Annotated in this window: 12 protein-coding genes; 11 read left to right on the top strand and 1 reads right to left on the bottom strand. The window is 69.9% G+C overall.

Annotated elements, in window-relative coordinates:
* The first annotated feature begins 114 nt into the window (after positions 1–114).
* From VFZ09_RS24945 to VFZ09_RS24930, 4 genes are all read left to right on the top strand, one after another.
* Positions 115–861 carry a hypothetical protein gene (locus VFZ09_RS24945; RefSeq protein WP_329730150.1) on the top strand — a complete coding sequence of 249 codons (747 nt, stop codon included), beginning with the start codon at positions 115–117 and terminating at the stop codon, positions 859–861.
* Positions 862–1,069: 208 nt separating this feature from the next.
* Positions 1,070–1,636: a Uma2 family endonuclease gene (locus VFZ09_RS24940; protein ID WP_329730149.1), complete on the top strand. Its 567-nt coding sequence runs from the start codon at positions 1,070–1,072 to the stop codon at positions 1,634–1,636.
* Positions 1,637–1,729: 93 nt separating this feature from the next.
* A complete protein-coding gene (locus tag VFZ09_RS24935; protein WP_329730148.1) occupies positions 1,730–3,370 on the top strand; it encodes a sigma 54-interacting transcriptional regulator in 1,641 nt (546 codons plus the stop codon).
* A 186-nt stretch (positions 3,371–3,556) separates the two neighbouring features.
* A complete protein-coding gene (locus tag VFZ09_RS24930; RefSeq protein ID WP_329730147.1) occupies positions 3,557–3,916 on the top strand; it encodes a hypothetical protein in 360 nt (119 codons plus the stop codon).
* Here the strand turns inward: VFZ09_RS24930 and VFZ09_RS24925 are convergent.
* A complete protein-coding gene (locus VFZ09_RS24925) occupies positions 3,913–7,617 on the bottom strand; it encodes a protein kinase domain-containing protein (RefSeq protein WP_329730146.1) in 3,705 nt (1,234 codons plus the stop codon). The genes VFZ09_RS24930 and VFZ09_RS24925 overlap by 4 nt on opposite strands.
* 294 nt (positions 7,618–7,911) lie before the next feature.
* Between VFZ09_RS24925 and VFZ09_RS24920 the strand changes: the two genes are divergently transcribed.
* The 7 genes from VFZ09_RS24920 (at position 7,912) to VFZ09_RS24890 (ending at position 25,021) form a co-directional block, all read left to right on the top strand.
* Positions 7,912–8,601 (top strand): hypothetical protein, encoded by a 690-nt coding sequence (locus VFZ09_RS24920; protein WP_329730145.1) that lies wholly within the window; start codon positions 7,912–7,914, stop codon positions 8,599–8,601.
* Positions 8,598–9,143 (top strand): hypothetical protein, encoded by a 546-nt coding sequence (locus tag VFZ09_RS24915; RefSeq protein ID WP_329730144.1) that lies wholly within the window; start codon positions 8,598–8,600, stop codon positions 9,141–9,143. Before VFZ09_RS24920 ends, VFZ09_RS24915 begins: the two co-directional genes overlap by 4 nt.
* A complete protein-coding gene (locus tag VFZ09_RS24910) occupies positions 9,140–10,117 on the top strand; it encodes a hypothetical protein (RefSeq protein ID WP_329730143.1) in 978 nt (325 codons plus the stop codon). The genes VFZ09_RS24915 and VFZ09_RS24910 overlap by 4 nt, the downstream gene beginning before the upstream one ends.
* Positions 10,107–15,410, top strand: a complete 5,304-nt coding sequence (locus VFZ09_RS24905) for a hypothetical protein (RefSeq protein WP_329730142.1) — start codon at positions 10,107–10,109, stop codon at positions 15,408–15,410. The genes VFZ09_RS24910 and VFZ09_RS24905 overlap by 11 nt, the downstream gene beginning before the upstream one ends.
* Positions 15,411–15,439: 29 nt before the next feature.
* Entirely contained in the window at positions 15,440–22,198 is a 6,759-nt protein-coding gene (locus VFZ09_RS24900; protein ID WP_329730141.1) for a hypothetical protein, read from the top strand.
* A gap of 409 nt (positions 22,199–22,607) precedes the next feature.
* Complete coding sequence (locus VFZ09_RS24895; protein ID WP_329730140.1) at positions 22,608–23,294, top strand: FKBP-type peptidyl-prolyl cis-trans isomerase; 687 nt, start codon at positions 22,608–22,610, stop codon at positions 23,292–23,294.
* A 17-nt stretch (positions 23,295–23,311) separates the two neighbouring features.
* Positions 23,312–25,021, top strand: a complete 1,710-nt coding sequence (locus VFZ09_RS24890) for an esterase/lipase family protein (RefSeq protein ID WP_329730139.1) — start codon at positions 23,312–23,314, stop codon at positions 25,019–25,021.
* Positions 25,022–25,041: the final 20 nt, after the last annotated feature.

Raw genomic sequence — 25,041 nt, 5'->3', positions numbered from 1 at the left:
GGCAGCCCGTTCCTCTCGCAAACTGGGAAGACGGGGTATTCCTGGACCCGTTTGCGCCGCGCGCTTCCTCTGAGAGAGTGCGCGGCCATCCCCCCTTTCAGGAGCAGAGAGAAGATGAAGCACGAAGTCATGCCGCGTTCGCGTTGGCTCGCGATGGCCCTGGTGTCGCTGGTGGCGTGCGGTCCCGAGGAGGAGGAGCCCCCTCCGCCCGCGCCGGCCGCGGCCTGCACGCAGGAGTCCTACGACGCCGCCGTGCGCGACGCCGTCGAGGCCACCCAGGCGGAGGTCACCGACGGCCTGTGGGCCATCACCCCGTCCAACACGCGCCTGTCGTGGAACGGGGACCAGAGCGCGGTGCGCATGGTGGCGTGGACCACCTTCACCGGCTACGCCATCGGCGACAACACCCTGTCCCGGGAGATCTGGGTCACCGCGGTGCCGCAGCTCAAGGAGCTGTGCAAGACGGTGCCGGAGGACGCCGCGCGCATCGCCCGCGTCAACCAGTACCTCGGCCTGCCCCCGGCCACCGAGTCGGACAACCGCCGTCAGTTCGTCGAGATGTGGGTGAAGCCGGGCGACATGTTCCGCCCCTGCCCGGATCCGGAGATCTCCGACACCACGTGCGGCCTGTCGTTCCCCGCCGGCGTGTCCAGCGAGCACAAGACGTGGATCTCCAACAACTACGCCTCCAGCTACGGCTTCTGGCAGACCACCCACTACCCGTGGACGGGCCTGGGCTACACCTATGACTGGTGCAGCCAGGACGACAAGCACGTGGGCGCCAGCGAGTTCGTCGTGCGGCCCGGCTCCATCGTCAGCGTGACGGCCATCATCGACCGCAACACCTACTGCGCCCCGTAGGCGCGGGGCTCGCCGGACCTGCCTCCCGCGTGGGCAGGTCCGCGGCGGGGCTCCAATCCCTGGCGGGTGACCGCTCAGGTCACGCCAGTGTTGATTACTGTAGAAGTAGGGGACGGGCCATGCTACCTGTTGAGCAATGGAGCCCTGTCTCTCCCATGTGCATGCTTCCCCGGGCTGGGGGAGGCGTGCTCTTCTCCTGGCCGAACCCATGACGGTCACGGTCAAGAAACCCGCGACGTACGAGGACCTCCGTGCCCTGCCGGAGACGGTGGTGGGCGAGCTCGTCGCGGGCGAGCTCGTCGCCTCGCCCCGGCCTGCCAGCCGCCATACGCTCGTGACCTCCGTGCTGGGAGGTGAGCTGAGCGGGCCCTTCCAACGAGGGCGGGGAGGACCGGGAGGCTGGTGGATCCTCGACGAGCCGGAGCTGCACCTCGGTGGCGATGTGCTCGTTCCGGACCTGGCGGGTTGGACGCGCACGCGGATGCCGGTCTACCCGGACGAGCCCTTCTTCACCCTCCCTCCGGATTGGGTCTGCGAGACGCTCTCTCCCTCGACCGCGAGCTTCGACCGGATGAAGAAGATGCCGGTCTACATGCGCGAGCAGGTGGGACACGTCTGGCTCATCGAGCCCGTGACGCGGACGCTCGAGGTCTTCCGGCGCGAGGGGGAGCGCTGGGTGCTCGCGGGCAACTACGCGGGCAATGAGCGCATCCGCGCGGAGCCCTTCGAGGCCGTGGCGCTGGAGCTCGAGGCCTTCTGGCTCCCCAGCAAGTGAGGGGACCGCTCGCCCGGTGTGGTGCCGGGCCTGAACACCCCGGGGCGGGGGCGGTGTAGACTCGGGCGGGCGTTGACGCCCGGAACCGGCCCCATGCAGAAGAAGCTCTCCGACGACCTCTCGACGACCGCCGTGCACTCGCGTGGGAGGGAGGCCGCGGCCCCGCGCACCGTGCCGGCCCTGACCATCGTCTCCCATCCCCAGCCCCAGCGGATTGGCGAGCGGCGGCTGCTGAGCGAGATGATCGCCGCCACGGGCCGGACGGCCGCGCTGTCACGCAACGCGCCGGACTTCGCCCGCCCCGGCGGCGTCCTGGCCCTGCCGCTGGGAGACCCCTTCATCAGCCGCAAGCCGGTGCAGTTCGAGCCCGGGGCGCGCGGCGGGGTGCGGGTGCGGGTGCCGGAGGATGGGACGGAGGTGAAGGTGGCGGGCCAGCCGCTGGTGGGCTGCCGCGAGTTCTCTCCCGAGGAGCTGTCGGTGGGCGTGCCGCTGGAGCTCGCCGAGCGGGTGGTGCTGCTGCTGCACCATGCGTCCTCCGCGCCGGAGACGGGCCCGGGGGACCTGGGCATGGTGGGCCAGGGCGAGGGCGTGCGCCGGGTGCGCGAGGACGTGGTGCGCGTGGCGGACCTGGACGTGCCGGTGCTCATCCGCGGCGAGACGGGCTCGGGCAAGGAGCTGGTGGCGCGCGCCATCCACCAGCACAGCAAGCGCCGCGACGGGCCCTTCATCAGCGTCAACCTGGGGGCGCTCTCCAAGGAGCTGGTGTCCGCCGAGCTCTTCGGCTCGCGCAAGGGCGCGTACACGGGGGCCGCCGGGGACCGCGAGGGCTTCTTCCGCACCGCCCACGGGGGCACGCTCTTCCTGGACGAGGTGGGCGAGGCCCCGCCCGAGGTGCAGGTGGCGCTGCTGCGCGTGCTGGAGACGGGCGAGGTGTTCCCCGTGGGCAGCAGTGCCCCGGTGCGCGTGGACGTGCGGCTCGTCACCGCCACGGACGCCAACCTGGAGGAGCGCATCCGCCAGGGCATCTTCAAGGCGCCCCTGCTGCACCGGCTGGCGGGCTTCGAGATTCAGGTGCCGCCGCTGCGCGAGCGCCGCGAGGACATCGGCCCGCTCTTCATGCACTTCGTCCGCCAGGAGCTGGAGAGCACGGGCGAGGCGCAGCGGCTGTCGTCCGAGGATCCGCGCGCCGAGCCTTGGCTGCCCGCGCCGCTGGCCGTGCTCCTGGTGCGCTACGCGTGGCCCGGCAACATCCGCCACCTGCGCAACGTGGCCCGCCAGCTCGTCATCGGCAGCCGCGGCCTGCCCTCCCTGCGCGTGGATGCGCGGCTGGAGCAGGAGCTGGACTCCGCCGCCGCCGCCGTCCCCGGACAGACGGTGTCCACCCGGGCCCCGTCCGCCGCCTCCACCCACGCAGAGGAGCCGGAGTCCGGCGAGGACAAGGCCGCCCGGCGCAGGCCCTCGGACGTGGGCGAGCAGGAGCTGCTGGAGGCACTGCGCGCCAGCTCGTGGGACCTCAAGGCCACCGCGGACCGGCTGGGCATTCCCCGCTCCTCCGTCTACGTGCTCATCGACAAGAGCTCCCTCATCCGCACCGCCCGCGACTTGAGCCCGGAGGAGATCTCCCGCTGCTTCCAGGAGTGCCAGGGCGACCTGGACCAGATGGTGCGCAAGCTCGAGGTCTCCAAGCGCGCCCTCCAGCGCCGCGTGCGCGAGCTGGGCCTCGGCGCGGACTGACACGTCAGCTCCCGGCCTGACGCGTCCGTGACGTGTCCGGGAGGCGGGGGCAGGGGCTCTCTCGAGGCCGGGTGCGCGGGCTCCCGAGGGAATTGGACATGTCAGGCCCGCTGGTACGGGGCCTGCAATCTCCCGCTGGCAACGTTCATTCGACGTCCCCACGCGGGACACAAGGAGTCCGAGTCCATGGCCACCATCAACGTCGATATCACCGAGCGTGAGATCCTCTACCCCGATGGCAACAGGGTCCACCGGGGCGACACGGTGAACTTCCGTGTGATGGGCATCGCCGGTGATGTCACGGTGACGTTCGACACGCCCTGCTGCTTCACCTCGCCCGACCCCCTCCTGTTCACCGGGCTCACCCTCGCGTCGTCGGCCCTTCAGGTGGAGACGGTGTCCTCCTCCGCCAGCGCGGGCAATTACCACTTCACGGCGGACATCCCCGACGCGGCCCGCAAGAAGTTCCCCAACTGGGAGGCCAAGCGGGGCGACCTGGATGTGACGACGGATGAACCCGAGGAGGACGCCAGGAAGCCGCGTTAGGGCACGGAGGACCCGGCCACCGGCTCGTGCGACGCGGTGAGCCGCTGGCGCCACGCTGGCCCGAGGTGGGGATTGTGGGCCAACGCCTGCTCCAGCTCCTCCCGGGCCTCGTGGCGCCAGGCCTGTTGCCGCTCGGCGGTGGCGTGCCCGGCCATGGCCAGCAGCACGCTGGCGCGCAGCACCCGGGCACGGGCCCACCGGGGCCGGCTGGCCAGGGGTTGCTCCACCAGCTCCAGGGCCCGCTTCAGCTCCGGGGCGCTGTCCAGGCCCCGGCGCTCCTTCCACTCGCCCCGGTCGCGGAGGAACTCGCCCGCGGCGAGCCGGTACTCCTGGTGTTGGGGCTCCAGCTCCAGCGCCTGTCGCCAGGCCTTCGCCGCCTGCTCGAAGTCCTCGTCCCGGGCCTTGTCCTGACGGGCCAGCCAACGGGCCCGCACCCCGAGCGACTCCCCGAGGTAGCGCCACGCGTTGCCCAGCCGGGGGTTGAGCTCGCGCGCCTTCGCCAGCGCCTTCTCGGCCTCGCCGAGCTCCGGCCTCGGATCTCCCCCCTGCTCCAGCGCCCAGGTGGCCCGCAGCACGTGCGCCCGGGCCTGGTTGGCCCAGAGGTCCGCATCCCCGGGCAGCAGCGCGAGCGCCTGGCCATAGGACTCCAGGGCCGCGCGCAGGCCCGGGCCCGGGTCCTCCCGTTGGGCGAGCTGGAAGAGGGCCCGCGTCACCCGCACCTCGCCGAGGTTGTGGTACGCGTAGGCCTGCTGGGGCGCCACGTCCCGGGCCTGCTCGAAGGCCTTCCACGCCCCGGCGAGCAGGGGCTCCGGGTCTCCCCCGTCGTCCCAGACCTGCTCGGCCTGCCACAGGAGCGCCGCGCCCACGCCGTTGTGGAGCTGCAGCAGCTTGGGGTTGATGCCCAACCCCCGCCGGTAGAGCGCCAGGGCCTTCTCCAGGTGGGGCCCGTACTCCTCGCCGCGCTCGCGGTGATGGCGGGCGAGCAGCTCGGAGGCATAGGCCCCCTGGAAGCAGGCCACGGCATTGGCGGGGTTGAGCGTCAGCGCCCGCTCCAGCGCGTCCCGGGCCCGCTCCAGGTCCCCTGCCTTGTCCAGGGCGCCCTGGGTGGTGGCCCGCTTGCGGTACACGCCGCCCAGGTTGATCCACGCCTCCGCCTGCCGCGCGTCCAGGCGGATGGCCGCGAGGTACGCGTCGATGGCCTTGCCCTGTGGGGCGAGCGGCTCGCCCCCGTGCTCGCTCTCGTCATCGGCCCACACCCGCCAGGTGACGCCGAGGTGGATGAAGAAGGGGTAGTCGCGGGCCTCGGGGCGGACGCGCTCGAAGGACTCGAGGGCCAGGCGGAGCTGCTCGCGCGGATCCTTCCCCTGCTGTTGCAGGTAGCGGGCCCACTGCCGCCAGGTGAAGGCCAGCTCCCGGTGGATGACGTCCGGAGGCTCGCCCTGTTGAGCGGCGCGGGTGGAGGCGAGGGACTTCTCCAACAGGGGCTCCACGCCGTCGCCGCCCTTCTGGCCGCGATGCTCGGCGAGCCGGCGGTGCAGGCGCCCCAGGGACAGGTGGGTGGGGGCGTGGCCGGGCGCGGCGGTGAGCGCGCGGGAGAAGGACTCCAGGGCGCGCTCGTAGTGGGGCAGGACGTTGCCCTGGCCATACAGCTCCATGATGAGCGCGGCGAGCTCCAGCCGGCCCAGGGAGAAGTGCACGGCGGGAGCGCTCTCGGCGGTGGCGATGGCGGAGGCATAGGCCCGGCGGGCGGCGTCGAGGTCCGCCTGGGCGCCGTCGCGCTCTCCCTGGCTCCAGCGTTGGTTGGCCCGGGCCAGGAGGATGTTGCCCCGGAGCAGCGGCCCCTCGTGGAACCAGGGTTGCGTGTGGCCCATGCCGTCCAGGTGGGCCAGCGCCTCCTCGTGGTGCTCCTCGAAGAAGGCGAGGAGTGCCTTCACATACAAAGGAGGGGCGGGGATGTCGGGGCCCTCGGCCTGGCGGAGGTACGCGAGGGCCGGGTCCCGGTAGCGCTGCTGTATCTCACGGCGGCGGGCCTCGCGCTGCTCGGGGCCGCGGCGCTCCACCTCCACCAGCTGCTCCTGGTAGAGGTGGCCGAGCACCAGCGCGAGCGCCCAGGCCACGCGCGGCTCGCGGTAGCCGTGCGCCCAGGCGGACTCGAGCCGCTCGCGCGCGCCCTCCATGTCCTCGAGGGCGAGCAGCGCGCGGCCCAGGGCGTACTCTCCTGGGCCCACGGCGTGCTCGCCGGCCTGACGCACCTCGGCCTCCAGCGCGGCCATCTCCGCGCGCAGGGCCTCACGGTCCTCGCGCGTGTCGTGCAGCCGGGAGAGGGCGGAGTAGCGCGCCGCGGCCTCCATGCGCTCCACGCGCTCGGTGAAGCGGCGGGAGAGGCGCTCGCGCTCGGCCACCTCGCGGCGGGCGAGCACGGCCTGTCCGAGCGCCAGCATCACCACCAGCAGCGCGGCGGAGGAGAGGGAGAGCAGCACCCGGTGCTTGCGCGCCTTCTTGCGCAGCCGGTAGCCCAGGCCCTGGCGTGCGAGCACGGGCTCGCCGGAGAGGAAGCGGTCCAGATCCTCGGCGAGGGCGCGCGCCGAGTCGTAGCGGGCCGGGCGCTCCTTCTCGAGGCACTTGAGGACGATGGCCTCGAGGTCCGCGGGGATGTCCTTGTCCAGCGCGCGCGGGGGCCGGGGCTCCTCGGACTGGAGGCGGTTGATGACCTCGAGGGCATTGGCGCCGGTGAAGGGGGGCTCGCCGGTGAGCAGCGCGTAGAGCGAGGCGCCGAGGGCGTAGACATCCACGCGCCGGTCGAGCTGGGAGGCCTCGCCGCGGGCCTGCTCGGGGGCCATGTAGTGCGGCGTGCCGAGCACCTCGCCCGAGGCGGTGCCCTCCTCCTTCCAGTCGCGCGCCAGGCCGAAGTCCATGACGAAGGGGGAGAGGCTCCCGTCCTGCGTGCGCTCGACGACGATGTTGGCGGGCTTGATGTCGCGGTGGACGAGCCCGGCGCGGTGGGCGGCGTGAACGCCCTCGGCGGCCTGGCGCAGCAGCAGCACCTTCTGCTCCAGCGTGAGCGTGTCCGCGAGCTGGCCCAGCGGTTGCCCGTCCACGTACCGCATGGCGATGAAGCCGCGGCCCTGCACCTCGCCTACCTCGTAGACTTCGCACACGCGCTCGTGGCGGACGCGGGCCTGGGCGCGAGCCTCGGCGAGGAAGCGGCGGGCGAGCTCGGGGTCCTCGCCGCGCACGAACTTGAGCGCCACGTTGCGGCGCAGCAGCGGATCATACGCGAGGAAGACGAGCCCCATGCCGCCCTGGCCGAGGAAGCGCACGGGCTGGTAGCGGTCCCAACCCGGGACGGGGAAGGCGGGCGCGCGGGGCTCGCTGGAGGCGGAGCCACTGCCGGAGGGAGAGGGTGGGCCCGAGGGCGCGGGGGAGGGGGAGACGGGCGCGAGGGTGGCGGCCTGCTCGGGTTGGGAGTCGTGCCGGCCCGTGTCCTCGCCGGAGAGCTCCTCGCGGAGCATGAGCAGCGTGTCCTCGGACAGCAGGCCCCGTTCCCTCAGCAGCTCGAATGGGCCGCGCTCCAGGCGGAGTGCCTCCTCGCGCAGGGCCCCTGCCTCCTCGTGGGAGAGCAGTCCTTCGTCCAACGCGAGGAGCAACTCCTCCTCGTACGCCTCACGCTTTGCCCCGGGGGAACTCACGCGGAGCAGCATACCGGTAGACCCGCGCCTTCCGGTAACTCCCGCGGGGGGCGTGGATGCCGTGTGGCAAGTTCCCGCGCTCGCTTCTGACGTGGAGCGGCGAGGGGTCTCCCCTGTCTCCTGCTCGCTCACTCGGATACCCTCCTTCCGAGATACCTCGCCTCTCCATGCGCACCAACTGCACGTGGGCCGGCGCCCTGGAACCGGAGAAAACGAACCCCGGTTGTCCGCCGAAATCGGGCCCATTCGTCCCCCGGGTGAACGCACCACCGCCTCTGGAGCTGAAGAACCAGGAAGCGATTGGAAATGGACGAAATCACCTTCATCCGGCAGCTCGAAGCCTGGCGGGCAACCAAGGATTCCCAGGTGCTCGGCGGACTGCTGGACACCCTCCTCTGCTGGCTTCCCATCCGCCCACCCCTCGTCCACGCGCTCGGGCAGGCAGTGGCCGAGGACATGCGGATGCAGGTGGTCGAGACGCTGCTCCTGAAGGACCCGGCGCGGCTCTCCCAGGCCAGCAGTCCACGCGGCTATGCCCGGGCCGTGTTGGCGAACAAGTATCGGGATGAGCTCCGCGCGAAATCGCGCCAGGCGCTCTGGGCCCATACAGGGCGCGCCGCGGAAGCCGCCACTGCCTTGCACTCCCAAGCGGAGCCGGATGCCACAACCCTGCTGGAGCGGGAGCAGCGGATGATGGTCCTGCTCCATGTCCTGGAGGCGCTCCGGCTGGAGGAGCGCGTCGCCCTGCTCCTGCTGTACGCCCCGGACCGGGTGACTCCCGAGGACTGGAACACCGTGGGACAGCGCCACCCCCCTCCACCGCCTTCACGTCCCGCGGAGACGCTCGATCGGAGCGCCATCGCGCACCTGCTCTTCCCAGGTGAGCCCCCGGAAACGGCGCGCGAGCGCGTCACCAAGCTCATCCAGAGAACGGAGCGCAAGCTCCGGGAGGCCCTCGCCCGCGCCCGAGAGTCCCTCGGAGAGGAGCAGCCATGAGCGCCCCTCGCGTCCGCTCCGCTCCGCTTCTCCTGCGAATGCGCGGGGGGTGGCCGCGTGCGAAGCATGTCATCAAGCACCTGTACCGCCCGGGCGAGCGCTGGGACCTCCTCGTCCCCGGGCTTCCCACCGGACTGCGCGAGCGCGCGCTCGCCGCGGGCTGCTCCTGCCTCCAACGCATCCAGAATGGCTCGGATCGTCCCGAGCGCCTGTCCTCCCCCTGCGCACGGCTCGTTCAGGCCGACCACGAGGCGTACTACGCGCCCGCGTACATGCACGCGGCCGAGACCTCGCTCGCCGGGCAGCGTGATGGGGTGCTCGGCAACGGCCGGCGTGCCCTCGTTGGAGACAATGGGGTCCTGGTCATCGCCAGTGATGGTTCTGACGGCCGCCCCGACCGGGTCCTTAGTGCCTACCGGCCCATCCTGGGCCACCCCGAGACACGGACCGCCGAGGAGATCCGGGAAGCCGCCTTCCAGCTGTGGAGCGACAAGACGGCCCTGGCCGGAGCCCCCCTGCCCGAGGACACGGAGGAGCCATGAGCACACACAACCCCTGGGTGGTCTCCGCGCTGGAGGAGCTCGGAAGACTCGAGCGGCGTCATGCGGGGCCTGGGCTGGACGCGGCCGGCGCATACCGGGTGCTCGTGCTGCTGACGCGGCTGGCGCAAGCGCGCTCCGCGGGTCTCGAGGTGGAGGTGCCGGAGCCGCTCCGCCAGCTGGATGCCCGAGTCAGGCCGGGCGCCCAGGAGCCCTCGCCGGCGCAGCTGCTCGCGAGGCTGGAGGAGACGCTCGCGGCGGACGAGGACCCCTTCGGAGAGCTGCTGGATGTACTGCTCCAGGTGGACGACGCGGTCTCCGTGGGAGAGACGCTCGGCCATGCCGGAGCGGCCGATTGGGTCCGCTTGGCCACCGCCCACGTGGCGCTCGCGCCAGAGCGGGTAGGGCCCCTGGGTGACTTGGCGGAACGCCGCCTGGGCACGCTGCCCGCGTCCGCCGTCATCCGCGTGCTCTGGGAGAGCGTCGCCCGCTCGGTCGTGGAGGCCACCCTGGAGGCGCTGCCCCCCGCCGTGAGCGCCCGGGAGGCCCTCACCCGGCGGAGGCTGGCCCGGCGCATCGAGGCCCGCCTCGGCACCGCCGTCGTCGGGGACCTGTCCGGGGCCCCCCTCCTGGAAAGGCTGCTCGCCCCGGCGGCCAGGGATGTCCAGGGACCCCTGGAGCCCATCGAGGGGGACAGGGTGGGCCTCTACGAGGAAGAGGGCAAGGTGTTCATCCAGGTCGAGCTGCCTCCAGGCCGCGAGCCCGCAGGAGAGCTGGAGCTGTACGTGAGCGCCGGCGAGAAGACCGCGGTGCTGAAGCTGCCCATCTGGCAACACTCCAAACGCGCCGCCATCGCCCGGCTCGACTCCCTGGAAGAGACAGGCCGGCGCCTGCGCGAACAGGGGCTCCCCGCATCCCTGGAGGGCGCCCGGATCCAGGCCGCGCTCCCGCTGAAGGAGACCGGGGATGGGCACTGACGTCAGGACCCTCGCGCTCGCCGTGCTTCGCGGAGAGCGGCCTCCTCCCGCGTTCAAGCCCGGCCGCATCGCGCTCGCCCGGGAGCTGCCACGGCTCATCGAGGAGTTCCAGTGCTCGGCGGACACGGAGGACCGTGCGGTCGCGGCGCGAGGGCTGGAGGCGTTGTGGAAGAGCCTGGAGCCAGACGAGCTCGCGTCCCCCTTCTTCGGGACGCAGCACCTCGCGCTGGGCTGCTGGGAGGCCGCCTCCCTGCTTGGGGTCCAGCTCCCATCCGCCAGGGGAACGGAAGAGAACCCCCTGTCCACCACCCGCCTCTACACGGAGTGGCCGTTCCTGCTACGGCCCCTCGTGCATGCACCGCTCCTGAACGAGGAGCCCGCGCGCGTCTTCCATGTATGCGGGTCATCCATGGCACTCCTCCCCGAGGATGATGCCATCCGCGACACACGCGGCCTCGTCCAGCGGCTGCTCGACGTCGGGAGCCCCCGCTGGGCCCTGGAGCGGAGGGCTCCAGGACGGTCGAAGATGGCGGCCCTCTTCCTGCGCGCCGTCCTGGAGCAGTGGCCCGAGAAGATCAAGAACCTCGGCGCGGGCTCGGGCTCCGGACCGTGGATGGAACGCACCTGCTTCGGGGTGACCGGAGAGCTCGATGAGCAGGGGCTCGTGCTGCCAGTCGACGGAATCCAGGAAAAGGTTCGTGGATTCTTCCAGCGGTTCCCCGAGGGGAGGCTCTTTGTCCCCGCGGCCCAATGGCGCGAGGCCCGTGAGGCTGCGGACGCCCTGGACGCGCGGCATGACCCCGACCCGTGGTGGACGCGCCGCAAGCGCAGATGGCGCCTGCAGCCCCTGCGAAGCGCACTCGACCTGCTGCTGCGCCTCGGCATCTCGACCGATTCAAGTCCCGAGACACGGCTCTTCGAGAAGCTCCACGAGTCCTCCCAGCGCGTGACGTTCTGGAACGGCATGTCGTTAGATGCCCGGAAGACCGTGGCCCCGCGCTACGTCCGGGCCGGGCCCCCGGACGAGTCACGGACGGAGCCCATGAGGGATGAGGAACTACTCGAGGACTTCCACGAGGCTTCGCTGCTGGGACACTCCCGGCTGGCCTTCATCGAGGGGGGACCGGGCAGCGGGAAGTCCATTGCCCTCCAACGTCTCGCGGCCATGCTGCCCGCCTTCTACCTTCCACTCGGGCCCGCGATCGGCGTGAGCGCGCGCACGCTCGTCCGTTACGACCTGGATATTGCCAGGGCCCTGGCATACTCCCGGCGGTCCCTGAACCACCAGGAATGCCAGGAACTCGTGACGCTGGCGCGCTCCCGTCTCCTGTCCGGCGGTGTCTGGCTTCTGCTCGATGGGCTCGATGAGGTCAACCCGGACGAGCGCACCCGCCTGCGGAGACTCGTGGATGAGTGGCCCGGCCCCGCGATCATCGGCGCCCGGCCGCTCCCGAACGAGGAGCCGGGCCCGCATCACCTCCGCCTGCTCCCCCTGGAGCCCGAACAACGCGAGAGCCTCTTTCAACTGCTGGGAAGGCCTGGCCATTGGCAGGTGCTCACCGAGGGGCGCCAGGAGGTCCGAGGCATCCCTGACCGGCGCAAGGAGATGCTGGCCGACCTGTGCGCCACCCCGCTGGGGCTCTCCCTGCTCGCCATGCTTCCCGAAGAGGAGCTGGGCCCCTCGCTGAACGTCCAGAGGGTCCTCCAGAACGGCCTGTACAGCCTTCTCGAGCGCGCGCAGAAGGCGGGACGCTTCTCCGAGAAGGTCCTGCGGTACGTCAGCCGGCAGGGGCTGCCAGTCCTCGGCGCGGCGGCCTGGGCGATGATCCAGCGCGGAGGTTCGGCGCTCGAACCGGCCGACCTGGAGTGCATGCGGGGAGACCTCGAACTCGTGGACGCGGTGCACGAGGTCCTCGACAACTGCGATCTGGTCCAGCGCGTCGCGCCCCTGACGTACCAGTTCTCGCACAAGAGCTTCGCGGAGCTGTGCGCGGCCCTGCACCTGAAGTCCCAACGCGAGTCCGAGCGCGAACTGCTGGTCTCCCTGGGAGATCCAGGCGTGGAGGCCGTGGCCTTCCATTTCGGAGCCCTCGTCGAACCCAGGCGGCTCGGACCCTTGCTCCACGCGCTCGCGAACAACGAGTGCCGCCCGATGTCCTCCCTCGCGCTCGCCACCCGGCTGCTGTTGGCGAACGGCCTGGAGCGAGCCGGCATCGATGCCGCGATGGAGATCCTGGTCCGCCGGTTGCGCCTGGCCAGCCGGCTGGCCATGGGACCTGGCGACATCTCCCGCCTTCCTGGCGGGCTCCACGAGAACACCGAGCTGTGGCGTGCGCTCGAGCTCTGGGCGGAGGCGCTCCGTCCCCATGCCGCGCGGCTGATCGCCGCGTGCCCACCCGCGGTGGCCCGGTTCCTGGAAGGACAGCACCCCCCCTTGTCCGCCCCTCCTCCCCCAGGGCCTTCCGTCCAGGAGGAGAATCCGCATGCGGCCTGTGACTTCGCGGAGCGGCTGGCGCTCGCGCTTGGGATGGAGCGCGGCCTGTCCCCTCGCGTGCTGGTCCGCTTCCGCCAGGGCCGCGAGCTGCTCGAGGCCCGTACGCCAGGCCCGTGGATCGAGCAGCTCGAGGAGCTCTTCGACATGCCGGAGGACGTGGGGCGCACGGCCCCCGCCGTGACGGCGGCGACGGTCTGGGCCCACCGGGCCACTCCCGAGCGGAGACTGAAGCGGCTCGACGTCCTCTCCGTGTTCCCGCTGGACGCGGTACAGCCCGTCGTCGACACAGTGAGCGAACGCGGAACCCAGCACCAGCGGCGCGAGGCGCTCATCCGCGCGGCCCTGAAGGATCTGGAGCACGACGCGGACACCGGCCAGCGCGAGGGCGTGGATGGACGCATGCTCCGCCGTTACACGCGCATGAGCCGCGTGAAGCTGCTGCGGCGCTGGAAGCTGCTCTGGGACCTCGGCCTGCTGGGGCAGAGGGGGTTCTCTCGTGCCCAGGGACTCTCGCGCCTGTATGCGACCTTCCTCGACGATGAGTATGGACCCGCACGCTGGCGGGCGCTCACCGCCCTGTCCTTTTTCGATCAGGCCTCGTATGCGGAATACGAGGCCCGGCTTCGCGACGGTTTTCCGGCTGTCCGTGTCGAGGCACTGGAACGATTGAAATTGCTGCTGGCCTTCGCGCACGGGCTCGATGCGGCACATCTCACCGCGCCGCTGCGCTCGCAAGATGACCGAGAGCGTTGGATGGCCTACAGCATCCTCGCCTCTCACCGGCAGGTCCCGCTCGAGGAGCTGTTGGCCGCGCTCCCGGAGCGGGCTCCGCTCCCCACTCCACGCCGGCGCGTGCGCCATGGCCTGGGGCCCGTGTGGGTCGATGCCATGCGGGAACATGAGGCTCGGGGACAGGCCGAGTTGTTCTTCCACGTCTTCAAGGCCGCACAGGACAACGAAGGTGCGTGGCCCGCCCTCTTCCCACACGCCGGGACGTCAGACGGCCCACTGCGCGGCGTGCTGCACTCCAACGGCATCGACGCCACGAAGTTCATCCAGGCCATGCTGAAGGATGGGAGCCCGAGCCAACGGCGGGTCGCCGCCCAGGCGCTCCGGAGGAGTCCCCGCTTGCTGGTGCCCTACGCCGATGACCCGGATCCAGAGATCGCCACCTGGGCACGGAACGCCGCCGGCTGGCTCCGATATGACGAGGAGCAGCGGGCGCGCAAGACGGCCCAGGACGAGGTGGCACGTCAGGCGGAGTTGGAGCGCCAGGCACGCAAAGCCCGGCCCGTCCTCGACTCCGAGCGCCTCATCGGGTTCACCTCGTTCGAGCAGCTCTGGAACGCGCTCCCTGACCACGAGCTGCCCTTCCACCGCATCAAAGGGGGACGGCCTCCGCGGCGCTTCTCCGAGTCCGAGCGCGAATCGGATCTCAATCGCCTCACGCACTATTGGTATCACCCCGTCACCCAGCGGCTGTTCCAGCTCTACGAGCCAAGGCATCAATCCCTGCTGCTCGCTGGGCTACGGACGGACTTACGGGACTTCGCCGCGCCCCTGCTCCGCGAGCACCTTCCCGTTCCCGGGCTCGTCCCGCTCGCCTTGGATTGGTGTGAAGGGGCTGCCTCGGATTTCGCGACCTACATCCTGGCGGAGACTCCACAGGGGGAAGAGGTCGCCCGCCAGCTCCGCGCGGAGCTCCTGTCGGGACGGCTCGACGCGCTGTTCGAGGGCACGGTACAGCGCCGGGCGCTGCGCGTGGCTCCGGGCCGGATTCATCAAGCCCCCACGAGCCGGTTGATGCTGCTCGATGGCCTGAGGGGCGTCCTCCCCATCCTGGAGCCGGGAACAGCGGAGTGGCTGAGGAGCGAGGCCCTCCACCTCATCCACTCGAACCGGGAACAACTCGAGACCTCGGCACGCATGCAGCCGGAAGTCCTCCAGTGGGCGCGTGACCACGCTTTCGTGGAAGAGACGCCTGTCCGGACCATCGCCCTGGAGGTGTTGTCCCTCGCTGGAGCTCCCGAGGATGCGGCCCGGTGGCGCCCCCTCCTGTCCCAGGAGGGCCTGCCGGAGCAAAGCCTCACCGCGGCCATCCGGATCGTCAGCCGATTCCCGGCCGGGAGCGACCTCGACCTGTTCCGGAACCTCCTGTCTCACTCGTCTCAGGTGGGAAGCGAGGCCGCCCAGGCGCTCGCGAAGGCCGCGAACGGGAACCGCGTCGAAGAGCTCGTCCGGTTGTTGGAGACCCCGCCCCCGAGCCTCGCGGACGCGGACGCCGCCACGGCTCCCTGGCGCGAGGCGATCGCCGAAGCCGTCCTGCGATGCGGAGACGGCGGGCAGGCGAAGCGGGTCGCGAAGCAGCTCAGCCGCGAGGCCTCGCTCCAGCGGCTCGCCGAGCGGTCCCTGCACCTTCCCGAGCACCTGCTCTTCCTGGCGGCCGGCCAGACGCCTCCGAAGTCCACGGACCCGAACACGGCCAGGGACGCTCCGAAGCACCTGAGGGAAGCCCTCGGCCGGGTCGATGAAGAAGCGGCCCGCCGGGTCCTCATCGAGGCCGCCTTCTGGGAGCTGCCCGGGATCTCACGCTTCGAGCACCCCTTCCGGTTCTGCGCCGCGGACCTCCTGGACCATGTGGAGGAGCGCAACGTGGATCTCCTGGTGGAAGCACTCCGGAAGAGGCCAGACGACGCGCTGGCACTCCGGTGGATCAGCGGCACGGCCCAGGGGGAGGAGACCCTCGCCGCCGTGTGGTCCGAGCAGGGCTTTTCCTGGTGGGTACCGGCCACCGGCTGAGGAACGGAGTTGCTACACTGCTTGGCACCATGCCTCGAAAACCGAGAGCATCGACAAGGCATGCCAAAGCGGGCTCGGGAGAGCCCGTCGACGTCGTCATCATCACCGCAGTCAAGGAAGAATACGACGCCGTCCTGGAGGTCGAGACCGGGGCCGAGCCCGGAAGCTCCTGGCAGCGGAAGGAGGGCCCCATCGGTCTGGAGGTCGCCTTCCGGACCTTCCAAGGCGCGAAGGGCGGGCGGCTTCACGTGGCGGTGACCCGCGCCCTGGAGATGGGCGGCGTCGCGTCCGTGGGTGCGCTCTCGCCGCTCGTGGACGCGTATGCGCCCCGGTGCCTGGCCATGTGCGGCGTCTGTGCCGGGCGGAAGGACAAGGTGGAGCTCGGCGACGTCATCATCGCCAATCGGCTGTGGACCTACGACACCGGCAGCCTCACGCCTGAACAGGACGAGTCGGGCCAGCGGGTCGAGCGGGTGCGGGGGGACACCATCACCTACAACCTCGACCCGAGATGGCAACAGAAGGCGGAGTCGTTCCATCCGCCCGGGATCGACTCCTGGCTGGCCCTGCGTCCCCGCTCGCTCGATGACCAGATGAACTGGGTGCTCGAGCGATGCTTGAAGGAAGAAGACCCAATCGAGCATCCAGACCGTGTGGTGCGATGCGTCGATTGGAAGAAGGTCCTGAAGCTGCTCTGGGAGAAGGAGTGGCTTCAGGGCGAAACACTGAAGCTCACGCCCCAGGGGCGCACGCACATCCAACGGGAGCTCCTCCAACACCGGAATCGCCTGCCCGAACCCAAGTCCTTCCAGGTTCATGTGGGGCCCATCGGCACGGGCAGCAAGGTGGTGAGGGATCCGGACATCTTCGAGAAGCTCTCCACCACGATGCGCACGGTGCTCGGCCTGGAGATGGAGGCCTCCGCGATCGGGGCCCTCGCACACCTGAGACGGGTCGGCCACAGCATCGTGATGAAGGGGGTCATGGACTTCGCCGACCCCGCGAAGAACGACAACTTCAAGCACTTCGCCGCACGGGCCTCCGCGGAGTGTCTCCTGGCCTTCCTGAGGGAGCACCTGCCAACGGAGACGGAGGCAGAGGTGGACGCCCCCCCTCCCCAGGAGGTGGCGAAGGCGGTGGCCGAGTACAAGCGCTCCCGCGCGCGGGAGCCGGACATCCGCCGCCTCGACCTCCGAGGCCTCGTGGGCATTCCCCAGGGCCCCCACGAGACGGATCTCGAGCTGCTCGCCGTGGCGGTGGCTCCCTCGCTGTACCAGGAAGTCCACGCGACGGGCAGCCGCGAGGCGAGGCTCCATCGCGAAGCGGGCGTGCGGGACCTTGAGCCCGAGGAATGGCGCACCCACCAGGAGCAGCTCTCTCAGCTCGCGGATGAGCGATGGAGCTACCATGGAGAGCGCCACGGCTGGAGCAAGTCGCCGATCCCGTTCGCCGTGGCGCTCCGTCAACGGCGGTTCGTCGTCATCGGAGATCCGGGCGCGGGAAAGAGCGTGCTCACGCGCCTCGCCTTCCTGGCCTGCATGGAAGGACGGGACGGAGACCAGGCGCGCGCACTGCTGAGCGGTGATACGTACGACGCGGACGCACGCGAGGCCATCGCGAAGCTGCGAGAGCTGCTCCCCGTGCGCCTCGCGCTCGGGAATTTCGGCAAGGCCCTCGAGAAGAATGGAGCCTTGAGCCTCAAGGCATTCATCCGCCGCCAGCTCCGCGAGCTGGGAGCACGCGCGGTGCTCCGAGAGAGCCTCGACACGATGCTGGCCGGCGGGCACGTCTTCCTCCTGTGTGATGGCCTCGACGAGGTTCCGGAGGCGCAGCGCAAGCACGTGGTCGATGCAGTGGAGAGCCTCGTCACACGCTACAAGCGGGTGCGCTTCCTGTTGACCTCGCGCCCCAATGGCTACTGGCCGCGAGTGCACGACATCCCGCACACCCTGCTCGCGCCACTCCACTACCGGCAACAGCGCTACCTCGTGGCGACCCTGCACCACCTGATCGAGACCTCGCGGCACGCGAACGCGCGGGACGTGGAGCGCGCCCGCCGCCGCACGAGCGCCCTGCTGCGCGCCATCACGCTCGAAAGCGAGTGGTTCAAGCTGAGCAGCAATCCCCTCCTGCTCACGCTGTCCGCGCTCACCCCGACCGACGGGGATGGCGCTCCCCTGCACCGGGTCTTCGTCTTCGAGAACTTCCTGCAGACACTCCTCGGGAAGTGGCGCTTCACCCTCTCCGAGACCGAGGCAGGCCGGCTCCTGGACACCTGGGCCTCCGTCGCGTCCAGGCTGGTGCTGAAGCAGGAACATCACAGCCTCGAGGAGGACCGGCTCCTCGAACTCCTCGGCGCCGCGGCCGGAGGGGAGCGGGGCTCATCCTCCCGCGAGGCACGGGAGGCGCTCCGGCTCGCCTTCGAGACAGGCCTCATCCGCCGGGAAGAAAAGACGATCCTGTTCTGGCACCGGACGTTCGCCGAGTTCCTCGCCGCGTATGCCCTCACCCGCAAGAGGCGAGGTGCCGCGAAGAGGCTCCTGAAGAACCGCCACCTTCCTCCCCTGGTGCTGCAACTCGCCGCGGCACGGCTCTGCCTGGTGCCTCCCACCGACTACACCGAGCTCGATGCACTCGCCGAGGGATTGCTCGCACGCGATGAGACAGGAGTGGGCCGGTTGCTCCGCCCCGGCCTGCGTGCCGTCTCGGCCTGCCTCGGTGACAAGGTGCGCTTCGGCCAGGCCATCGTCGAGCGCGTGTGGACGAGCTGGGCCGAGCTGCTCGAGACCACGCCGCCCTCGCCGCTCTGGGGTGACTTCGACCAGCTCACCCAGCACGCCCTCCCGAGCCACCCCCTTCCACCCGTGCTCCTGGAGCGCTTCGCCGGCCTCGATGGCCGGGGAGTGCCCGAAGTGCAGGATTGGCTTGCCCGGCTGTTGGCGCCAGCCGCCGCGGAAATCCTGGAGGTGCGGAAGGCCTGCGCCCGTTGGTTGGAGCAACGCAGCGACGACACCCTGCGGCTCCACGGCGCCTTCGGCCTTGCCTCCGCGGGTGACTGGAGCAACGAGGTGATAGACGCCCTGGGCCGGTTTGGCAGGACCTCGGCGCTCGCCCCGGGTGACATCGCTGAGCGGGTGAAACGTGGCGGGCCTCCGTTGCAGGCCCGGTTGCACGAGCTGGTGCGCATGCGTCTTCGCTCGGAGGTTTCCTTCGCACCGGGAGGACAGCGCCAGTCAGAGCAGGACTCCGCCACGGAACGACACGACGAGAACAGGCGGAGCGAGCTGCGGCTCTCCGCGGCATGCCTGCTCGCGATCGCCGGAGCCTGGGACGACGACGTCGCCAAGGTGCTGAAGATGGCGCTCTCGGGGCAGCAGGGTTACTCCCGTGATCAGGAGGCCAAGACGGTCCTCCGGCTCCTGGCGGACGATGCGTCCGTGCGGAAGGCCCTCGTCGAGTGGATCAGCGCCGACTCGACACTGGGTCACCACGCCCGCGAGCTCGTCAAGGACGTGGCGCCCGTGGTCGAAGGACTGTCCGAGGCGGTGCTGGAACAGACCGCCAAGGCCAGTGGCAGGCTGCTCACGGAGCTGGAGTCACTGCTGGGGTCGATCGCGGAACAGCAGCGGAGCCTCACCGCACTCCTTCGGAGCTGGCTCACCGCTGAACAGGAGGGGCGGAGGATGTGCGCCGCACGCCTCCTGCTCCGGCTCCAGCAGAACAATGAACAGCTCCACGATGCGCTACGGCGTGGCATGCGCTCCTCCGACGCCCTGGCGCGCGTGCGCTGGGCGTACCTGGCGCTCGGCCATGACCCCGCGCTCTCCCGCACGGCCCTGGCGACGCTGCAACAGTGTGCGCGCTCCCCGGCGCAGGAGGTACGAGCGGCCGTGTACGAGGGGAAGCCCACACTGACCAGGTGGTTGAAGCATGAGCCGATCGATGGATGGCTGGCCTGCGCCTCGGACCCCAGCGTGCCGGCCGCGGCACGGCTCCAGGCCGCCGAGCTCGTGGCCTCCTCGCAGGAGGGCACGGAGCAGGTGTTGCCGATCCTGCACGAGCTTCTCGACGCGAACGACGTTGCGGTGCGGCTAGGGGCAGCGGACCACCTGCTCTGGTGTGACGAGCCCCCTGTACGCGCCGCGACCATCGCAGCGGAGGAAGCAGCGCGGGCGAATGAGAGAGAGGCTTTCTGGCGGGTGCTCGGCCGGTTGACACCCTTCGCCGCTGAAGCCGTCCGGGCCGTGCTGAAGGGGCTCCCCCAGGAAAAGCCTCCCGCGAATCCCAGGGAAGGGATCAGCCTGGAGTGGCCCCTCCTCCTCTCACGGCTCGTGAAAGAGGACCTGTCGAGCATCCCCTACCTGATGCACGCGCTGGAGTGCACGGACTACGCCAGCACCGTGGCCGAGTACACGCTCCTTCAACTCCTCCTGGCCGATGAGACTCCCGCTGTGGGTGACGCGCTTCGTGAGCGCCTCGAACGTGGGGCGAGTAGCACGAACCCCTTCATCTTGTTCCGCCTCGTCACGATGGGATTTCGGCACGACAGCACGCGGAGGTCCGCCCTTGAGGCGAGCCGGGCGCTCGAGCCGCATCAGCTCTCGCAGGCACAGCTTGCATCGCTCGCCGACTGGCTACAGGACGCACGAGCAGCGGAGGAGGCCACCCGCCTCTGGCAACGGGTGCTCGAGGGGGATGACCCGCGGCGGGTGCTCCAAGCCGCTGGCCAGCTCTCCTGGCACCATCCCGAGCAAGCCCGTGCGTGGATCCAGGACCCCCTCGTCCGTGTGCTCGATTCACCGGAGGACTCGCTGCGGTTGGGCGCGGGACACCTTGCATTGGGATGCGGCATCCTCGAAGAGAAAGCCCGCGAGGCTCTGCTTGGCTGTATCGAGCTGTCCGAGGAATACGAACAAGGAGAGAACACCCGCTGGCTGTTGCTCGCCATCGATCGGCGTGCCCTCGCTTCCGGTCTGGCTGGCGAAGCGCGGTTCGAGAGGACTGACTTCCTGGACCGTGTCGATTTCGAGGCGATGCGTGTGCTCTGCATGTACCGGCCCGACGCCTGTGTACAGCCATTGGCGGCATGGCTCCACGCGGAAGAATGGGAGCGCTTCACTTGTGGAGTGAGGGTCCTTGCGGCGCGGGACGACTGCCGGGAAGCCGTGCGTGCGGCCCTCCTGGCCCGCCTGGCCTCGGCGCCTGACAAGCAGCTCGAAGCCATCACGAGGCTCGTGAGCAAGTACGGCCTCTATTCACCTGGAATGGAGGAGCGGGTTCTTGAACGATACGACCCGGCAAGTCCGTCAGTTTATGACGTCGAGCCTTGTCTCATCTGGTGGCTGGGGGCTTGTCCCGAGCTGTGGTCCGTCCTCCGGCAGCAGCCTCTGGACCGGCGTGCCAGGCTCGCACACCTGGTCAACCGGACGCCCGTGAGTCGCGACTCCGTCCTCTTCGCCGTCGATTTCGCGATCGCGTCTGCCCACTATGAGGACAGCGATCGCATGTTGAAGAGGCTCACGGAGTGGTGCCAGCCGCCCTCGAATCAGAGCCCGGAGCGCGAGCAAGACCCCGAGGAACTGTCCATGGACTTCTTGGACTCCTTGGAGGAGGAACTGCCCACGGATTCTTCGGAGGAGGAACTGCCCACGGATTCTTCGGAGGTGGTGCGCGGGTGGATCCGGGAAGCACTCGACGGGCAGGCGCCCCCCACAGATATCGACACCATCCTCATGTTCGACAGCCTCGCGACGCTGGGAAGACTGCCCGCGGAGCGCCGCATCGAGCTCCTGCGCCCCGCGCTGGCCCTCGCCCCCACCGTGAGCGCGAATGAAGAGCACGACAACTCGTGGACCCTCTTGGATCGGAAGGCGGACGTAGGGCTCCGGCTGATCGGGTTGAAGTACCAGGACGAGCACCTCTCTCCCATCCTCGAGGAAGCCATTCACAGGGCCGCGAAATTCCATGCCGCTCGCACTTACACACTCGTGAATGCGCTGCTGATGCTCCAGCCAGCGGACGCGAAGCTGCGGCAGTCCCTCGGCCGTGCCGCGTTCGCCCCCTGGGAGCGTCTCAGCCTCGAAACGATGCTCGACACGCTCTCGAAGGCAGGAGCGTCCGAGCAGGAGCGCATCGACGTGTTGATCTCATGCCTCGGCCTCGATTCCCATCCCCGTTCCGACCACAGCCGCTGGCGGTTCTCGGCTCCTGACCTTTTCGATGCCCTCGAACGTCTCGGGTGTGGCTTGGAGCGCCGTTCCGCCCTTGTCCGCGAGTTCTTGTCCACATACGGAGCGAAGCTGTCGCTGGCGACGACGCTGGCTCTGGCTGAACGGGCCAGGCTGTCAGCTCCCGCTATCGCGAAGCTGCTGGTGGGAATCATCGCGAGAGGCGGCTGGGAGGCGCGCGAGGCAGCGGAGCGCTGGCTGACGGACTTCGCATCCCAGAGCGGGCACCCGGGCGCGGGAGAACTGCGGGGGCTGGATGACTCCAGATTCCTGTCACTCCGGCTGCGCTCATTGGCAAGGCTCTCGCAGGTGGATGATCCTGGGCTGCTGGAGATGGCGCTCGCCGAACTTGCCGCTGCCACCACTCCGCACCTTCTCTCCCTCTACCGCCGCGCCCAGGGTGGACCACCGCTCTCCGAGCAGGAGTGGGCAGAGCTCATGAACCTGCTCACCCTCGCGCCCAACGACGAGCGCGTCACGGGGCTCGCGAAGGAATGGTTGACCCTGCGGCTGTGGCAGAAGATGGAGCGCTCGACGGTCGACACGTTGCTGAACTCCTGAGGGCGGGCTCCAGTGCTCCCGCGTCCACCGTCAGCGTGGGGCATGGGCGTGCCAGGGGGCGCGTGGGAGGCGCCCCGGTCAAGCACCCCTGACAAGCCGTTCCTGCGCCTGATGGAGAGCCGTGGTGCGCTGCCGAAGGGCCGGAGGACGCACGGCAGGCGTATCAGGCGTAATCTCGGATGTCCTTGCCGCTCCTTTCATCGAGGGCCGCGCACCCGTATGCACTCCAAGCAGGCTTGGCTCTGGCGTGTCAGCCGCCCACGCTGACGTGTCAGGCCTTTCCTTGGTGCCGAGTTCCCGGGTGCCAGGAACCTGATTCCGCCCCCTTGGGTGGCCTGCGGCCGCGGCGGACGCTGGCTCAGGGCTTGCTGTGGTGGAGGACCGCGGTACCACCCAGGAGCTCGACGTCATGACACGGATTGGTTTCCTTCTGCTCTGCACCGTTGCGACCGCGGCGGCAGCGCAAACACCGGCGGCCATCGGAACGGAGAAGGCGCAGAACAGCTACGCCCTCGGCCAGGAGATCGCGAGCTCCCTCAAGCAGACGGGCGCGGACCTGGACATCAAATCCCTGCTCCAGGGCATCCGGGACAACCTGGAGGGAAAGCCCTCCCAGCTGAGCGCCGCGGACCTCCTCAAGGCGCGTGACCGGGCCCGTTCCGCGGCGCTCGAGAACCAGAAGAAGAAGCTCACGGCGGACCGGGCGAAGTACGGCAAGGAGGGGCAGGACTTCCTGGCGAAGAACCAGAAGGAGAAGGGCGTGGTCACCACCCCGAGTGGCCTCCAGTACGTGGTCCTCACGGCCTCTCCGAACGCGCGCCCCGGCCCCAAGAACCGGGTGGTGTTCGACTACACGGCCTCCGTCGCGGGCGGTGAGGAGTTCGAGAGCTCCGCGGCCCTGGGCCGGCCCGCCGTCATGAGTGTCACGGGTGGCATCAAGGGCCTGGCCGAGGCCTTCCAGCTCATGCCCATGGGCGGCAAGTACCGCTTCGTCATCCCCCCGCAGCTGGCATACGGCGCCGAGGGTCTTCCCGGCAAGGTTCCGCCGAATGCCACGCTCATCTACGAGATCACCCTGCGCGAAGTGCTGCGGTGAAAGGCGGGAGACCCGAGATGAAATCCATACACAGCACATATCTGGGTCTGGCCGCCGCGTTCCTGCTGGCGGGCTCGACGGCCGCCGCGCAGGTGACCTTCGACTGCCAGACGTCGACACAGGCGAGGGCCCCCCTCTCCGGACTGGCCGCCAACCCGAAGGCGGTGGCGACGGTCCCCCTCGACAAACAGCAGCAGGGCTACGTCCGGGTGGGCGGTGGGTGCGAGGTGTCGCGCTTCGGCTTCGAGTCCGTGCATGCCGGGGTGATGGTGCAGAACGCCCCGGATGGAGAGCACGGCTGGCGGTGCAAGGCCGCGGATCCGGCGTTCGTCTCCAACCCCGCCTGGGCCAAGGCCTCCGTCACCTACTGCAAGGCCAGTGACCCGAGCATCAGCAGCCTGCGCCTGCAGTGCACCACGCTCTCGAAGAAGACGGGCCCCTCGCGCAACCCGGCCGCGGAGGTGACACTTCCCCCGGCCCTCGCCTCGGACGGCTATGTCGTCGTCTCCGGAGGCTGTGACAGCTCGCACTTCGGCAACGGCTCCGTCCACGCCGAGAACGTCGTCATCTCCAAGCGCTCGGCCCATGGACAGGGCTGGTCCTGCCAGGCCGTCGACCCGCCGAATCATTTCCAGGACGCCACCGTCGAGGCCTCGCTCGTCGCCTGCAGGGTGGCGATCGAGCCCACGCAGGCGGCCACGCTCCCCAGCAAGCCCGCGCTGAGCTGCTCGGTGACCCAGGGCACGAAGTCCCCGGTGGTGAGCTATCCCAAGTCCATCGCCGTCCCTCCGGTGACGGGCAAGACGCTGGGCGGCGGGTGTGAGCTCTCCTATGCCGGCAATGGCTCGGCCCACGCCGGGTTCATGGTGCAGCACGGGCCCCAGGCGGACGGCTCCTGGGCCTGCCTGGCGGCGGATCCTCCCGGCATCCCCAACCCGGGCACCGCGCTGGCCAGTGTGGTGACCTGCAACATCACCACGGCCCCGCCGCCGCCTCCTCCTCCTCCGACGGTGGCCCAGAAGAATCCGGTCATCATCGTGGGCGGAACCATGGCGGGAGAGATCCTCTATTGGATTCTCGAGGCGCGTCTCCGGGCGGACGGTTACACCGTCGAGTTCTTCGAGCTCCCCGAGCTCGGCCTGATGGACATCCACAGGAGCGCGCAGCAGCTCAGCTACAAGGTGGCGGATGTGCTGCTCCGGACCGGGGCGCCGAAGGTCAACCTGATTGGCCACAGCCAGGGCGGCATCACGTCACGGACCTATGTCCACGACTACGGCCCCCACTCCGTCGAGAGCCTCATCACCCTGGGCTCGCCCCACCAGGGCGTCCACATCGAGAGTGGCTCCCTGTTGGAGCTGGTGGCGACGGTGCTGTTCAGCTGCAAGGCGGCGACTCCACCTCCGGTCTGCGCTCAGCTGCTCCACGGCTCGGCCCTCATCCAAGAGATCAACCAGCGGCCCGCGAGCGACCCCATCTATTACACGAGCTTCCTGACCACGAACGACCTCTTCGTGAATCCGTCCTCGTACGGGGTCATGGCCAATTGCGATCGCACGAACGCGGCCGGTCAGGCGCTGAAGTGCAACGTGCTCGTGCAGGCACCGGAGCAATGCCCGACGAACCTCGTCGACCACATCGGGCTGGCGTCGAACGGTGTGGTGTACAGCGGCATCCGGCAGGCGCTGGAGCACAAGCCGGTGCGCCTCGACTGCCTGGCGCTCTGAGCGAGCCCGCGGCCACAGGA

The organism is Archangium sp. (assembly GCF_036277355.1).
Classification (GTDB): Bacteria; Myxococcota; Myxococcia; order Myxococcales; family Myxococcaceae; genus Archangium.
This window is presented reverse-complemented; position numbering and strand designations above follow the sequence as displayed.